The organism is Luteibacter sp. (genome assembly GCF_035539195.1).
Lineage (GTDB): Bacteria > Pseudomonadota > Gammaproteobacteria > Xanthomonadales > Rhodanobacteraceae > Luteibacter.
Map to the genome: position 1 here is coordinate 70,050 of NZ_DATLIW010000030.1, position 15,185 is coordinate 85,234.

General features: G+C 59.4%; 11 protein-coding genes. 2 read left to right on the forward strand and 9 right to left on the reverse strand.

Annotated features, from left to right (window positions below; genetic code table 11):
- Positions 1–13: 13 nt before the first annotated feature.
- The 8 genes from VM621_RS10065 to VM621_RS10100 form a co-directional block, all read right to left on the reverse strand.
- Positions 14–928, reverse strand: a complete 915-nt coding sequence (locus VM621_RS10065) for a glycosyltransferase family 2 protein (RefSeq protein WP_325468834.1) — start codon at positions 926–928, stop codon at positions 14–16.
- Positions 925–1,953: a hypothetical protein gene (locus VM621_RS10070; RefSeq protein WP_325468835.1), complete on the reverse strand. Its 1,029-nt coding sequence runs from the start codon at positions 1,951–1,953 to the stop codon at positions 925–927. The genes VM621_RS10065 and VM621_RS10070 overlap by 4 nt, the downstream gene beginning before the upstream one ends.
- Complete coding sequence (locus VM621_RS10075; RefSeq protein ID WP_325468836.1) at positions 1,950–2,681, reverse strand: TylF/MycF/NovP-related O-methyltransferase; 732 nt, start codon at positions 2,679–2,681, stop codon at positions 1,950–1,952. The genes VM621_RS10070 and VM621_RS10075 overlap by 4 nt, the downstream gene beginning before the upstream one ends.
- Positions 2,678–3,907 (reverse strand): oligosaccharide flippase family protein, encoded by a 1,230-nt coding sequence (locus tag VM621_RS10080; RefSeq protein WP_325468837.1) that lies wholly within the window; start codon positions 3,905–3,907, stop codon positions 2,678–2,680. The genes VM621_RS10075 and VM621_RS10080 overlap by 4 nt, the downstream gene beginning before the upstream one ends.
- An 88-nt stretch (positions 3,908–3,995) precedes the next feature.
- On the reverse strand, positions 3,996–5,942 hold the full coding sequence (locus VM621_RS10085; protein ID WP_325468838.1) for a hypothetical protein: 1,947 nt from the start codon (positions 5,940–5,942) through the stop codon (positions 3,996–3,998).
- Positions 5,939–7,675 carry a tetratricopeptide repeat protein gene (locus VM621_RS10090; RefSeq protein WP_325468839.1) on the reverse strand — a complete coding sequence of 579 codons (1,737 nt, stop codon included), beginning with the start codon at positions 7,673–7,675 and terminating at the stop codon, positions 5,939–5,941. The genes VM621_RS10085 and VM621_RS10090 overlap by 4 nt, the downstream gene beginning before the upstream one ends.
- A 290-nt stretch (positions 7,676–7,965) precedes the next feature.
- Positions 7,966–8,421 (reverse strand): pilin, encoded by a 456-nt coding sequence (locus VM621_RS10095; RefSeq protein ID WP_325468840.1) that lies wholly within the window; start codon positions 8,419–8,421, stop codon positions 7,966–7,968.
- A gap of 302 nt (positions 8,422–8,723) precedes the next feature.
- Positions 8,724–9,167 (reverse strand): pilin, encoded by a 444-nt coding sequence (locus tag VM621_RS10100; RefSeq protein WP_325468841.1) that lies wholly within the window; start codon positions 9,165–9,167, stop codon positions 8,724–8,726.
- A gap of 465 nt (positions 9,168–9,632) precedes the next feature.
- On the opposite strand from VM621_RS10100, the gene VM621_RS10105 reads away from it, so the two are divergent.
- Positions 9,633–11,720 carry a S9 family peptidase gene (locus VM621_RS10105; protein WP_325468842.1) on the forward strand — a complete coding sequence of 696 codons (2,088 nt, stop codon included), beginning with the start codon at positions 9,633–9,635 and terminating at the stop codon, positions 11,718–11,720.
- Between the two features lie 36 nt (positions 11,721–11,756).
- Here the strand turns inward: VM621_RS10105 and VM621_RS19590 are convergent, their stop codons facing one another.
- The gene (locus VM621_RS19590; protein ID WP_414674522.1) at positions 11,757–12,314 is read right to left on the reverse strand and encodes an SGNH hydrolase domain-containing protein; all 558 of its coding nucleotides are present in this window, start codon (positions 12,312–12,314) and stop codon (positions 11,757–11,759) included.
- A gap of 78 nt (positions 12,315–12,392) precedes the next feature.
- On the opposite strand from VM621_RS19590, the gene VM621_RS10110 reads away from it, so the two are divergent.
- Entirely contained in the window at positions 12,393–15,140 is a 2,748-nt protein-coding gene (locus VM621_RS10110; RefSeq protein ID WP_325468843.1) for an IPT/TIG domain-containing protein, read from the forward strand.
- Positions 15,141–15,185: the final 45 nt, after the last annotated feature.

A 15,185-nucleotide genomic window follows, 5' to 3' on the forward strand; every position in this document is an offset into this window, starting at 1 on the left:
GGTCTTTTCCGGCTCACGGGTTGATATTCCAAAGGGTATGGCGAAGTCCCTTGCGTCCACGAAGTCCGTCCCAAGTGCCCGCGAGGAATGCCCAAGTCTGCCGCAAACGCTGTTTTTCGTGAACCATGCATGCAAACCAACGCATCAGGGTGCCCGGCACCGTCTCAGTGTAGAGTCGGCTTCCGTAGTATTCCCGGGCGATCAAAAGTCGGTTGCGCGTGTCGTAGTAACGCTTCCAAGGTGCGAGTCGAAGACATGCGAGACGCCGCCCAGGTGCCCACGCGTGGTAGATCTCGGCACGCGGATGTTCGATTCTGCTCCCGCCTATGGCAAGTACGCTTGCGCCGGCTCGCTGCGCTCTCATGCAGTATTCGACGTCGTCGGCAGCGATGAAATAGCCTGAGTCGGGAAGGCCGATCCGAGAGACAAGATCGCGATGGATCAACAATCCCAGGAAAGGCAGGAATCTGACCGGTGCTATATCGCGAAGGTCATTCGTATAGTAGATGTCCCGAGGCGGCTCTTCATCGACAACGGTGAGTATCCAGGAGGTTTCATTTCCGCGGACTGCGACCGAGCCGTAGATCTGGGAAGGATCATGGGCATGCCTTATCAGTATCTCAAGTGCATCTGGGTGCGGTTCAGCATCGTCGTCCATAACCCACGCCCAGTCGTAGCCGGCTTCAGTAGCTAGGCGGATGCCCTCGGAGAACCCACCGGCGCCGCCCGTGTTCGTTTCGAGGCGGTGGTACTCGAGGTGAGGCGCGTTCGCCGAACGTTCTGTCATGCGTGACTGGGTGTCATCAGTGGACGCGTTGTCGATGACAAGGATGCGATCCGGTGCGATTGTCTGTGCGAGCATGGCCGCCACGCATCGCTCGAGAAGGACGGACCGGTTGAATGTCACGATCACGGCGCAAGCACTCATGAATGTCGACCTGCTTCGGTCCCGAAGCTAGCGGGATCTATCTTCGCGAATTCAGGGAGGAGATCCATCATGGCGCGCTCTTGCGGGTAGAAAGAGAAGTGTCCGGCGAGGATATTCGTCATGTAGTACATAGGCCTGGATGCGAGCATGCAGGCAGTGCAGATCCCCGTTTCATCGACGCCGAGGATTCCTTGTCGCCAGGTCGACGTGAACCCGCCGAATGCCTTCCAGAACTCACGTTCGAAAAGTATTGCACCGATGCTGAAACGGGTGCCGATAAGTCTTGCGTGCGCGAGAGGTTCAGCGATGCCGGAAGTCATTCGCGCAGCGACTTCATCCAGCGGCAAGGTCCGGCGCCATAGCCATTCTGCGGCTCTCGGATCGTAGTGCGCGGGTATCCCATCACATGCCTGCCGCAGGTCTCCGAAGATCGCCTTGTAGTCATCCGCGGCGTCTATGCGTTCAAGGAAGCCTGCATAGGAAATTCCGTTGACGTTGAGCATAGGTGCACAAAATCCAGGCCGGTAAGAACCCTGGTTTACAATTGCTTCGTAGCCCTGCATGAGGCCATCAAAGAATCCCGCGGCGACAAAAACATCTTCATCCAGTTTGAACCAGCGGGTGGCAGATGGATGAGTATCGATGACTTTGTTTAGCGCGAGGCCGGTCTTGTTGGCCGACGTCGTCAAGTACGTCCATCCGTTGGCCTTACACAGTTCGGCGAGCTCGGGAACGCGCTTGCCAGCAGTCGTAACGCAGACCTCTGCGCACGATGGTACGAACTTGCGGATACGAGCCAGCGTTAACGGCCAGAGCGATGGCTTATAGCCCGCGAGGACGACAACGCCGACGTCCAGTCCCTTGGGCTCGCCTTCGAGGCGATAGGTGCCGTGGTGATCGCGCCAATCGCGCAGGAATTTTGCCATCGCTTCGATGAATTCGCGTGCGGCGCGCGATAGCGACCCGGCCAAGCCGTACGTCGCAACGCTGCGTCGCAGCTTCGAAGTGAGCTTCGTACGACTCATGGCTGATGTGTTGTCGCAATCTTAGAGCCACCCGTGACGACCACGGCCAGCTGCTCACCTTGGGCATTGTAGGAAATCGTTTCCACGCTAAGTTCACCGCGCCCGACTGTCTCCTGTAACGCACGGTGCTCGTGCTGACGCCACCCCGGGTAGTTGAAGTATTCATCAAACAGCAATACAGAGCCGATCACGAGATGCTGTGTGATGGAGTCAAGGACCGTCTTGGTCGATGAATATAGATCGCAATCGATGTGGGCGAACGCGATCGGTTCAGGCAGGTTTGCCGAAAAGGGTGGAACGGTCGCGTCGAACCAGCCGGTATGCAGTTGCACGTTGCGCGCACCTATTTTGGGTGCGTCTGTCTGGAAGGCGCCTTGCTTGAATCCATCGCGCCAGTCCTCAGGAAGGCCTTCGAAGGAGTCGAAACCGTGCAGAGCACGCGCTGGCGCAAGGGCTGCGATTCGCTTGAGGGTCCGTCCTTGATATACGCCAAACTCGCAGAAGCAGCCAGTGACGCCAAGTGCCCGCTCGACGGAATCGGTCAATACGGCGTCGGCCCCATCGAGCGACCGGGCGCCCATTGCGTGAGTCTCGATATAACCGGCGCTGTCCTCGGCCGCCCTGCGTTGCAGGACATGCCTTAGATCGAAGGCATCCTTCTGGGCGACATGATGCGCCGTATGCCGGGCGACACCGCGGTAGAAGCGTTGTAGAAACGGAATCTTCAATTACTTTTCCTCAAATTAATGGCTACAACGCCGAAGGCTATGGTTACCAGGCACTCTACTCCCACGTAAGCGATGGCCCCGCCGACCGCGCCGAAGCGATGCCCGGCGACCATGAACGTGACTACGTGGATCGGAACCGCCACCACGGTAATGATAGTGACAAGCCGTTCTCTACCCCTGGCTACTAAGTATTGCACGCCGATCAAATGGCCAGCCGTAATCACCGCGACGTTGGCGGAAAGGATTCGGGTCGTCGAGATCGCTCCGACGAACGCCGTCCCGCTCACCACCCAGATTGCAAATGGGGAAAGAACGGCCAATACCAAGGATACAACGACGCTCAAGGCGAGCGTTGCGACTCCGGCTCGACGCAGATTGGTACGAAGAGTGTTGGAGCCTCTATCGCCCTCAGCAGCGTAGGGGTACATCGCGACGAGGATGGGTTGAACGGTATTCTTTGCGGCACGAACGAGGCGTTCACCGAGCGCGTAGTCGGCGATCTGAGGCGAGGTGCTGACCAGACCGAGGAGAAACGGGTTAAACGAGGAATAGGCGCCGGCACCAAGCGTCATGACGAAGAGAGGGAAGCCCTCGCGAAGACGGAGGGCAACGTCCTTTGCGTCGAACCGCGGCGTGCCGGCATTCAGCTTCGCCCACCGGTACATGGACAGCGCAATTGCTGCTACCAAGGGCATGCCGAGCTGGATCAAGGCGGCCCGATTGAAGTCGGACGGGATACTTACGAAAAGCCACATGGCTAGTAGCGAAACGAGTGAAGCTCCGGCGCTTATCACTGCGGCGGCGACGTTCTGACGCGTTGCGATGAAGAACCAGGCAGGCGAAATGGCAGCGCCAAGCACGGATAGCCAAGCAGCAAAAACGAGAAACGGTGGGGCCTCGTTTGGCACTGAGACGGAGGCGATGACCAAGATGATGCTTGCAGGAAATAGGAGTACCAGCTTTGCCCAGGCGGTCGACCAGAAGATGGCCGATCTGCATTCGACCGAATCGGTCTGATTCAGTGCTCGTATCGACGTGTAGTTAAAGCCGTAATCCACGACGAGGCTGAGGAGTGCCGCCAGCGCTTGCCAGAAGGAAAGCAAGCCATATCGGTCTGGCCCGATCGATCTCGTAATGATCGGAAGGACCATTAGCGGAAAGACGTACTGCATGCCTTGAACGGCGTAAAGCGCAATTACGTTAGTTGCAATATGCCTACGCGACATCGTCAGGCCCCAACGGTCGCGTTAGCGGCCGCAACTTCGATATGGACGGAAACGAATCTTGTGCCTCCGTTAGCCAGTCGCGGGTGCATCAGGGTTTTGCCAACGCCGTATCGATACGGGCAATGTCGTCATCGTAGGCGCCGCCAACATTCATCGTGACCAGTGTGTCGCGCTGCGTGCGTGCCTCGTCGAAGCGGCTCAGATTGATGAGCTTGTTGATAAGGCTGATGCGATATGCCGGCTCCCGTCCGTCCACTTCGACAACCTCTCTCGCGACCCGGACGGAGAGCTCGTGGTCGTTTAGCTGATTCCACGCGAAATCAGAATACATGGCAAGCAAGCGAGCGCTTTTACTTTCGTGAGACAAGGCGGCGAGATAAGCGTCCATCATTCGGCCTACTGGCAGATGGCAAAGACCCTGTCGCATGCAGTCGCTCAGGGCGCCAAGCGCGCTTTCATCCTGCACTCCGACCTTGTTTTCGCGAAGCTTGCTTGTGATCGAATCCCACCAGGCATCCTTGAGCGGTCGACCAAGGCGAGAATTGAGAAAGATCAGTGCCTGCTCGGGAAGGATGGTCGATCCCTTCAGCGCTGCACCCCTTTCTAGCGGGGCATACGCCAGCGGTGTGAATGGTGATTGCTCGTCGTAATGAGACAGGACGATGTATGTGCGCCCTAGTTCGTACTGTGCGCGGGGCGACTTAGGTGCGCGTTCTGCCAATGCCTGCGCAAGGTCAAGGGGACTGTTCCACGCGTGCGAAAGGATCGCGAGCTGCGCTGCGAACTGAACAACGAGTGCGGCTAGCAGGGTGCGACGAACAAGGATGCCCGCCGATTTACCGTAACCTGACCATGGGGCAAGAAGCGGCACGACGGCGAGCATCAGCCCCAAGCTCGCAAAGTAGTTGCGGTGTTCGTAGACGAGTTCGAGAGGCAGGATTGTTGCCGTTAGCAGATGGCATGCGAGATAGAGCAGCAAGCCCAAGCTGACGGTCGGAGCCTTTCTGTGGGTGGCGAATGCAAGAACCACAGTGGCGCCGAGCGCTAGGATCGAGGCCGCAGTGGTCCATGGAGCAAAAAACCCCGACGAGATCGCAAAATCATCGTGGTAGAACGACAGGGCTCCGGGTGTCGGGACGATAGTCCACGCGACGTAGTCGATGACGACCCTCGCTTCGGTCAGTAGCCGAGTGCCGAGTGTGAAGTTTCGGGTCGACCATCCTGACGGACGAAGGAGTCCTGGGAGTATCCAGGCTAGGCCAGCCGCGATTGGCAGCGCAAGTACAAGGACGTAGGCTCCGATAATCCGCTTGTCCCGGACGACCGCGTCGCCCGTTGATGATGGTCGTAGGCTTAGCCCGCGGAACACGATGAACTCGATTACCAAGGCGTAAAGCGGAAGCATCACCGCCGTCTCTTTCGCCAGAAGACCGAGTATGGTCGGGAAAACGATAGAGGTTGCCGCAGCCCAGAACCCGGTCGCGCTGGCCGAGTGCTGCATGCGTATGCGTGATCGCACGTACCCCAGGAGGCCTATCAGCACGAACAGGTTGGCTAGGCTCTCCATGCGCTGCACGACGTATAAAACAGCGGTCAGGTTGATCGGTAGCAGTAGCCAGCAGCCGGCAACTATGGCTGCCGTGATCCCTGAATTACGGTCGTCTGCGGTCTCGTCGCCGATGACTTTGAGAATCATCCGGCAAAGTAGAAAGGCCAGTACGCCATTCGCAAGGTGAATGGCGACGTTCGTAATCTTCATCGCAACCGGGTCCAACCCGGAAGCCAAGAAGTTTGCTGCAAATGTAAGGGAAGCCAGTGGCCGTTTGAACTCGCTCGAAGGCGAGGAAAGCGCGCTGCGAATCAGTGATCTAACCGTGGCGTCTGCGGGTTGGACGCCATGGTTGTCGACGATGTTGGGGTAGTCGTCGAAAAGAAACCCGCCGTGAATCCCAAGCGCATATATGGCGGTTGCCACGATTGCCAGAACGATGAATACGAGCCAGCCCGGAACGGAATCATGAGAGATGCGCGTCACTGCTGGGCACCGGCGTCATGTCTGAGGGCTGTGGCCAGATGGGCTATCTCGCCATCCCAATAATGCTGTTTTTCCAGAACGTAATCGTGGAGCCAGGGCATGCCGTCAGTAATCCCATGCCGGGCGGGTGCCGGCAGATGCGAGAAGTATCCCAGATGAGCGAGGCCCAGGGCGGGCTTCCCGGCTGATCCGAGCAGCGCAGCCTGTTCAAGCGCTGTGGCGGGGTTCGGCTGCTCGGCAAGGGCGCGATTGAACCAGGCCAGGGCGGCGTCGGGATTCCGGTCTGCCAGCAGGATAAGGCCCCGCGCATGGTCGATATCCTGTCTTCGGCCCGCAATGGCCGCGATTCGGGGGTTCTCCGCGGCACCGTCGAGGATGTCTCCAAGTGCTTGGTCCGACAGGCCGTCGCAGGCGGCGCGATCGCGGGCATCGACGACCCGAACGAACCAGTTGAGCAGCAGAGAACCCGGTTCGCGTTGCGTTTCACGGAAGGTACGTCGTGTGTACTCGATATCGCCAGCTACCAGTCCGCCCGTGGCGCAGTGGATGTCGATCAGGTTCAATGCGATCTGAGGTTCGCCAGCGAACCGGCGGCTGGCAGCGTCTATTCGTTCGCGTGCCTGGACCGCTCGACCCGAGTCCATGTCCATCTGCACGGCATAAGCCTGTGCGCGCGCGGATTCCGGATGCCTCTCCGCCCATTCGATCGCCTGAGCCAGGGGGTGGCCCCAGACTGTTGTGGTCGAAAATGTCAGTGCCGAGATCGCGAGAATCGCCGATGTCGCGCTCAGTCCGGCAAGCAGTCGCGAGCGTAGGCCGGTGACAGCGACGGCCAGGGCCCAGAACATTGGCATGGCCGGCAGATAGTTCCGGTGATCGAAGTAGAGCTCAAGCGCCAGGGAGCTCGATTCCATGACGTGTCCGGCGAAGAAAAAGAGGATCGCCAGCGAGAGGAAGGGGTTACGGCGACGGATCATCCAGCCTGTGACAATGAGTGAGCTGCAGACGATGATCGATGGAAGGGTGTACCAGGGAGACCACAGCGATGCCGCCGGCTGGATGCCGTCATGGAGAAGGCTGCTGTCCGTGGGCTTAATCAGCCATAGTTGTGCTAGGTAGTCGAGCAAAATGAACGGCTCTGTCATCAGCCTCTGCCAGACGGACCACCCGCGAATCGGGATGGGGCCGTGGCCGATCGCGGCGATGGCTGTCCAGATTACATAGGCGACGATGGCAACGGCAGGCGGGCACAATGTCCACCGGAGCTGTGTACGAAACGTCGGTGCGGAGGCTGGGAGAGTGGCCTCGCAAGCCAAAACCATGAGTGGCAGGAGCAGGCCATTTGCCTTGGACAAGGCGGCGAGCACTGTGCAACCGCCGACCCCGATGATCAGCCATATCAGGCTGATGGCGGGCTTTGCTGGGCTGCACTCGCGGGCTCGAAGCCAGCACAGCAGGCCGAGCAGGGTGAACGTCGCCGGCAGCATGGCTTCCCGCTGCACGACATAAAGCACGGTTGACACAAAGAACGGGTGGAGTGCCCATGTAGCAGTAGCCAGGACAGACGCGACGTCGGCGCGTGCACGCGAGAGTCCGTGAAGTCGCCCTAGCCACGCGAGCACGATGCCCAGGAGCACGGCATTGACGCCGTGAAGGATCAGATTGGTTCGTTTAAAAGCGAACGGATCAGCCGGCCAGTCCCTCGCATCTATCAAGAACGAAAGCAGCGACACCGGGCGTCCGGTAGGATCTGCCCGGCCCGAAGTTATGTAGCGTAGGAATGTAGTTCCGTTGTCCACAGGGCCATAAGCGCCCAGACTCGGGAGGTTCGCTGCATCGTCGAACAGAAAGTTCCCATGGAGGCCTGGCAGGTAGCAGGCCACCAGCAGAAATGCACCCGTCGCTACGAGCAACGATAGTCCGGTACGATGTTTCGGCGATGCGTTCGGGAGCAAAGGTATATTCCAAGAAAAAGGGCCGCATAACGGCCCTTTTCCATTGCGCGAAGTTTTAGCCCGCGCTATTAGGTGCGGCAAGCCGTAGGAAGGTACGCATCAGGGACGTAGCTGCTGTTGCCCTTGGATTTGCAGTTCCAGGAGATTGAGCCACCGTTGTCGGTGGGCGACAGGGTGATGACCTTGCTGTTGATCTTCGAGTTGGCTTCCTGCGGCGAGGTGCCGGAGAAGGTAGCCGTAATGAGGCCCGAGGTGACCACGAGCGTCGAAACATACTTGCCGGAGTTGGAAGCAGCAGTCGACGGGAGGCCAGCCGACACGTTGCTGGCAGGGAAGTGACCCTTATTGTTGTAGAACTCCGCCACGGCGGTCTTGGCGCCGTCAGCGAGGTTCATGCCTTCCGACACCTGGGTGCGGATGATGTAGTTCTGGTACTGCGGGATGGCGATAGCAGCCAGGATCGCGATAATGGCGACAACGATCATCAGTTCGATGAGGGTGAAGCCCTTCTGGACGTTCTTCATGAAATTTCCTCGTTGGTGTTGACTAACCGAAATTAAGTGACGCCCCCTGAGCCCTAGCACCTCACCCGTAACCGGGGTCAGACGCTCCCTCACTTGCCTTTGGTCAGGAACGACCAGGAAGCTCGCCGCAAAGCCTGCATTGTCCATGCCACGACTCCCGCGACCGGCATATTTCCTCACACTTGCCGGTGCCGGGATTGTGCATCGGGTCACGCTTGTGGATCAACTGGAATATTTTGCCGATTCAGGGAATTGCGACACATTCGACAGTGACGCATTAGGTCAGCATGTGACGCTTTTCGTCAGTTCGCGCGACACGTGGTTGGCAAATATCGGTTGGCGAGCGTCGATTTGCAGGTCCAACCAATGCTGCCCGAATTGTCGATGGGTGACAGGGACATGGTTTCAGGCTTCAGAACATCACTCGCGTCCGCTGTCTGGTACGAGATCAGGATGACGCCGGTCTGTTGCAGGGCTACCGAAGATACGTACTTGCCGCTAATCGATGTGTCCGCCGGGAGGCCCGCGGAGACGTTCGAAGGCGGGAATCGCCCGGTGTTGTGCATATATTCCCAGACCGCCGCTTTCGCGCCGGATGCGGCCACGAGTCCTTCGGACGCCTGGGTCCGCACCAGGTAGTCCTTGTACTGTGGGATGGCGATAGCCGCCAGAATGGCGATGATGGTCACGACAATCATCATTTCGATGAGCGTGAAGCCCTCCGAAGCTCGCTTGGAGAAAGACATGTGAAGGCCCCTGGTTGACTCCCGGCCACTAGCACGGTCCGTACCAATCAATTGCCATGTGTGGCCAGCATGGTTGAAGTGTGACATTGGTCTCGGGAACGAGACTCCCCATACGTCTATCCCGGCGCCAAAGATGGGTGGGCTTGCTCGAATGTGGTCCACGTAGGCATCCGGCGAGCGACTCATTCTGCTCGCGAGCTTCGACAGCCCCGCCGCGCTGCCTTTCTGGGAAACGTGGCGATTTCGCTGTCGATCGCTTCGATGGCTATCCTCGTCGCCGTTCATGGCTAGCTGATACGCAGCTTGAATAGGCGCATGTGCTCCTAATCCGCCTCTACGAAAGCGGGCCGCCTCAAGTTGGCGAGGATGCGCAAGCGGCATTTTGTCGGGCGAACGCAGCCGTGCTTGCAAGCGGGGACCCCGCCCCGTACCGTCCTCCCCGAGCACAACCCCAAGGGAGCCTCCATGAAACCACTTTTCGCCGCGCTGGCCCTCGCGCTGGCGTCCGGCCCTGTCTTGGCCGCGGACGCCGACAGCGTCGCCCCGCATCCTTTCTCGATCCGCGACCTAGTCATGATGGACCGCGTCGGTGATCCGCAGCTCTCACCGGATGGCCACTATGCGCTGTTTACCGTGCGCGCCACCGACTATGCGGCGAACAAGGGTGTCACTTCCGTCTATGTGATGGACCTCAATAAGCCGCCCGAGCCGGTCAAGGTGGTGGACAAGGGTTCATCGCCGCGCTGGGCCCCGGATGGCAAGTCCATCTTCTATACGGCCCCGAGGGACGGGGTGGCCCAGGTCTGGCATCGCGCCTTCGATGCCGATAATGGCAAGGGTCTGGCCCTGACCGTGCGTACCGGCGATGCCGTGACCACCGCGCCACTGGACGTCGGCTCGTTCAAGCTATCGCCGGACGGCTCGAAGCTGCTGTTGAGCTATGAGGTCTTTACCGACTGTGCCGACCTGGCCTGCACGAAGGAGCGACTGGACGGTCGCGAGAAGGACAAGTCCACCGGCACGGTCTACGACAAGCTCTTCGTCCGTCACTGGGATGTCTGGGCCGACGGTCGTCGCAACCAACTCTATATCGCCGATGCCAACAACACCTCGCAGCCGGTGCTGCTGAGCAAGGGGATCGACGGCGATGTGCCGAGCAAGCCTTTCGGTGGCGAAGACGAGTTCTCCTTCTCGCCGGATGGCAAGACCGTCTATTTCGACGCGCGCATTGCCGGCAAGAGCGAGCCGTGGTCGACCAACTTCGATGTCTTCAGCGTTCCCTCGGACGGCTCGGCCGCGCCGACCAACCTGACGGCCGACAACCAGGCCTGGGATGCGAACCCCGTCGCTTCGCCGGACGGCAAGACGCTCTTCTACACCGCCATGAAGGAGCCGGGCTCGGAAGCGGATCGTTTCGGCATCTGGGCTCTGGACCTCGCTTCGGGCTCTAAGCACGAAGTCGATCCGTCTTGGGACCGCTCTGCCGGACCACTCACGGTTTCCGCAGACGGCAAGACCCTCTACACGACCACCGACGATAACGGCCAGCATCCGCTGTTCGCGATCGACGTGCCGACCGGCAAGGTCACTACGCTCGTCACCGACGGTTCCGTCAGTGGCTTCTCGATCAGTGGCAACAAGCTGCTGCTGACCCGCGACGACCTAAAGCGCCCGGCCGATCTATACACGGCGGACGTCAAGGGCAAGGGCCTCAAGCAGGTCTCGCACTTCAACGCAAAGCGCATCAAGAGCGCACAGACCGGTGACTTCGAGTTCTATACCTTCAAGGGTGCGAACGGCGACACGGTCCAGGGTTATGTGGTCAAGCCGGCGGGCTATAAGAAGGGCAAGACCTATCCGGTGGCCTTCGTCATCCATGGTGGCCCGCAGGGTGCGATGACCAACAGCTGGAGCTATCGCTGGAACGCCCAGACATATGCGGGGCAGGGCTTTGCCGTCGTCACGGTGAACTTCCATGGTTCCACCGGTTATGGCCAGAAGTTCACCGACGCCATTTCGGGTGACTGGGGTGGCAAACCGCTGGAAGACCTCAAGGCCGGCTGGAGTGCTGCCCTTTCGAAGTACAAGTTCCTCGACGGCGACCGCGCCTGTGCCCTCGGCGCAAGCTATGGCGGCTACATGGTCTACTGGATCGCCGGCGTGTGGAACCAGCCGTGGAAGTGCCTCGTCGATCACGACGGCGTCTTCGATGCTCGCGCCATGTACTACGACACTGAAGAGCTCTGGTTCGAGGAGAAGGAAAATGGCGGCACGCAATACGACCATCCGGAAAACTACGAGCGCTTCAACCCGATCAACCACGTGAAGGAGTGGCGTGTGCCGATGCTGGTTATCCACAGCGGCAAGGACTTCCGTATTCCGGACACGCAGGGCATCGGCGCATTCACCGCGCTACAGCGTCGTGGCATTCCGAGCAAGCTATTGCACTTCCCGGATGAGAACCATTGGGTGCTCAAGCCGCAGAACAGCGTGCAGTGGCATGAGACTGTCAATGCGTGGTTGAAGGAGTGGACGGCTTCTGACGCCAAGTAAGGAAGATAAGGGCGGCGACCTTCGGGTCGCCGTTTTTTATTTGGTATGACCCGCCACAAACTCTCGTCCGAAGACGGCGGCGGCAGAAGCGGAGACGTGATTGCTGTCCCAGTAAAGCGCCATGCCATTTCGCACGCCCGGGCAGGACTCTTGAGTGCAGAAGAAGTCGATGGGCTCCACATATGTGACGTTGGGATACTTCGCGAGTAGGGACGATAGGAGCGTCCGGATGGCAGCCGACTGCGCGATGCATTCTCGACGAGTCACTTCGCATGACTTGAGCGAGTTCCGGCTCAGGCAATCGGGAACGCAGGCGCGTAAATCTGGCGTCGCACCGATGACGACAACACGCCGCACGTGGGAAGATAGCTGATTGACCGTTGCGGTAAGGTCGGCAGCGCCATGTGCCGTTGACGAGAAGCAAGGCCGGAGAACGAGTGCTGCACGCGCGGGTACGGGAATGTCTCCAGGTATAGCTACGACAGCGAGCGCAATCAATGCATCTTGCGAGATTCGTAATTGTGTGACGCAGGTAGCAAAAGTGCGACGGCAAACGTCGCAGTATCTTGCCGGGCGCGGTTCTCTCCGCGCCAAATGGGGACACGCGCGTAAATAGGCTGGACTTTGGTCCGGGCGCGTGTACGCGCCAACGTCGTAATCAGGGGCAATGGAATGTCAGCTTGGTATCGAGCTCGATTCGTGGCGTTTGCGCTCCTCCTCTCGCTCGCCGAGCCTGCTTCCGCTCAGGAAGTCCACTACACATACGACGCAGATGGGCGGCTCATCGCCCAAGGCCCAGCGGTGAGCGGCGTCGCAATTACCGGATTTGCCCCGGCGTACGGATCTGGCGGAGTGTCCGTGTCTATCCAGGGCCAGGGCTTTGATCCAGTCGCGTCGAACAATCAGCTGTCATTCGGCGGCGTCGCGGCCGTAGTCGACAGCGCACGCCCGGACCTTCTTACCGCAAAGGTGCCTGCCTCTGCGGTCACCGGCCCCATCGCTGTGGTTGCAGGCGGAAAACGGGCTCAGTCCGCTACGGATTTCGTTATCTTTCCTCCCGGTACTGATCTGAGCGGTATTGTCGGACGAGCGACCCTCCCAATCGATGGTGTGTTTCATCCCTACAGTTCGCTGGCGGGGCGCAGCTACGCGCTGAGCTACTCCGCAGCGTCAGGCAGTTACGTTTCAGTGGATTTGAACTGGGATCTATGTTCGGGGCTGAACTCGGCTGGTCTTAGCTACAAGTTATACAGTCCCGCCGGCGATACGCTCGCCAGCGGTGAGCTGACTCAGAACTCGCCAACCTTGCCATTGCCAGCTGCGGCTGTGGCGGGAACCTACACTTTGCTTGTCAGCGCGCCAAATGCATGGAATTGTCAACTTGCCGCTCAACTTGACGGAAAGGTCTCACCCGACGATTCGCCGATCCATCTGGTGACGTCGCTACCGTTTCACACCAAGCGCATCCTATTCGACGTCCCCGATGGTGGGGCTCTCGGTGTCGCCTCGTCGGACATCGTTACCATGCCTGCGGGCGGTGCGCTGGTCATGAGCTTCAACGGACCGTCGGGTGAGTCTGCCGGGTCATATGCGTGCGGGTACCCGGGCTACGGAGACTGCCAGGGCCAGATCGTTTACAGGCCAGCGGGTACATATGCTGCCATCCTTCAGCCGTACGACAGTCGTACGTCGACGATCGACACGAAGTTCTGGCTGACAAACTATGTCGATGGGGGCGCCTTCGAGCCTAATTCGACGGTACGTACCGTCATCGAAAAGCCCGGACAGGTAGTCCGATACACCTTCCATGGCCACACAGGCCAGATGCTTCGATTGATCACCACGGACCGGGCCCTCGGACCGGGGACCTGGTACGACATCATCACCGGAAAGAGTCCCGCCGGCGATTGCATCTTCGACAACAACTACTACTGCAACATCAGCGCTCCGACGGCTCCTTATGACTTCGCCCCGTTGCGGTACGACGGCGTATACACGCTTTTCTACTACCTGAAGAGTCTTGGTGCGGCTGCCCCCACGGGTGCGTTGACGATGACGTTGTCGGACACCGTGGATACGACCATGCCTTCGGGGGCGGATCATGTCGATGTGACTTCGACGGTGAATGGTCAGCAGGTTCGCGTTCCCATCCTCGTGAAAGAAGGTGAAGACGTCAGTGTTGCCCTGACCGACATCAATAGCCAGCCGAGTCCGTTCTACATCGAAGGGGATCTTTACAGGCCCGACGGATCCCTCGTGACATCGATCTATTGCGGCACCGGCTGGGGCAGCTGCTTTACGACACTCGAAGGTGCTGCCCCAGGCTCATACTATTTGTTGTTGAAAGAGGCCGACACGCGCACCAGGAGCTTCAGCGCTCGTGTCTGGCGCGTGCCTTTTGCCGAGGGAGGTCAGCTGTCGATCAATTCGACGGTCAACGTGTCGAGCACTCTGCCGGGGCAGGTTGTCCGCTATACCGTGCCGGCATCGGAGGGACAGCGGCTCCATCTCTGGCTGGACAACGTGCACCCTGGACCGAGCGGACAGCAGATGAACCTGACCGGCAAGAATCCCTCGGGTCAGTGCATCTTTGACAACAACTACTACTGCAACTTCGGCACTTCGTCGCATGGCTTGTATGACATGCAGCCGCTTCGCATGACAGGAAACTACGAGCTTCTGGCTTATGTCTCAAGCAATGGTGATCAGGCTTCCTACGGCACAGCTTCGATCACGCTATCGGACACGAAAGCCATACCGACGTCTCCAGGCGAGTGGTCGACCCCTGTTGCCGCAGACTTTCAGGGCCAGACAGCACGTGGGGTCCTTCATGTCGCGGATGGCGAAAGCTTCACTCTTGCTGCCACCGACGTGCTGCCCACGAACACCGATGGGCTCCTCATCAACCTGTATGCGCCCGATGGCTCCCTAGCCCGCAACTTCTATTGCGGCTACAGCGGCGGATGCTCGATGTCGGTTCTCGAGGCAAGTGCGGGCGCCTGGACCATCGAGGCCGCCTCCATGAATGGGTATGGAAACACGTTCTCGACGACTTTGTGGAAGAGCGAGATCGTCGACGGCGGAGCGCTCATGCCAGGCGTGCCGCTCGCGCTATCCGTCACCAGGCCAGGAAACCTCGTCAAGGTCACGGTATCCGGCAAGGCCGGTGATTCGTTCACGTTGGGCGTCGATGGCCAAGTGCTCGGCGCGGGTGGCGGCCGGGCAGGAATCAGTGGCCGGGGCGCGGATGGTGCCTGTGCATTCGCCAACAACTACTACTGCGACGTCTCAAACGGCTACACCGGAACGATCGGGCCGCTCGCAGCTGACTCGACGCGTGACATTTACTTCTACGTATCGGGAGACGGGACGCGTGCTGCCGTAGGCAGCGCCACTGTCACCCTGACGCCTGTTCATTAAGTCGGTAACCGGAAGCCGAGGTAGTCTTGTGAAAGCATTGGGATG

Excerpts from the sequence above, each read along its gene's own strand:
- VM621_RS10065 (WP_325468834.1), bottom strand. The coding sequence starts at position 928 with ATGAGTGCTTGCGCCGTGATCGTGACATTCAACCGGTCCGTCCTTCTC.
- VM621_RS10070 (WP_325468835.1), bottom strand. The coding sequence starts at position 1,953 with ATGAGTCGTACGAAGCTCACTTCGAAGCTGCGACGCAGCGTTGCGACG.
- VM621_RS10080 (WP_325468837.1), bottom strand. The coding sequence starts at position 3,907 with ATGTCGCGTAGGCATATTGCAACTAACGTAATTGCGCTTTACGCCGTT.
- VM621_RS10095 (WP_325468840.1), bottom strand. The coding sequence starts at position 8,421 with ATGAAGAACGTCCAGAAGGGCTTCACCCTCATCGAACTGATGATCGTT.
- VM621_RS10100 (WP_325468841.1), bottom strand. The coding sequence starts at position 9,167 with ATGTCTTTCTCCAAGCGAGCTTCGGAGGGCTTCACGCTCATCGAAATG.
- VM621_RS10105 (WP_325468842.1), top strand. The coding sequence starts at position 9,633 with ATGAAACCACTTTTCGCCGCGCTGGCCCTCGCGCTGGCGTCCGGCCCT.
- VM621_RS10110 (WP_325468843.1), top strand. The coding sequence starts at position 12,393 with ATGTCAGCTTGGTATCGAGCTCGATTCGTGGCGTTTGCGCTCCTCCTC.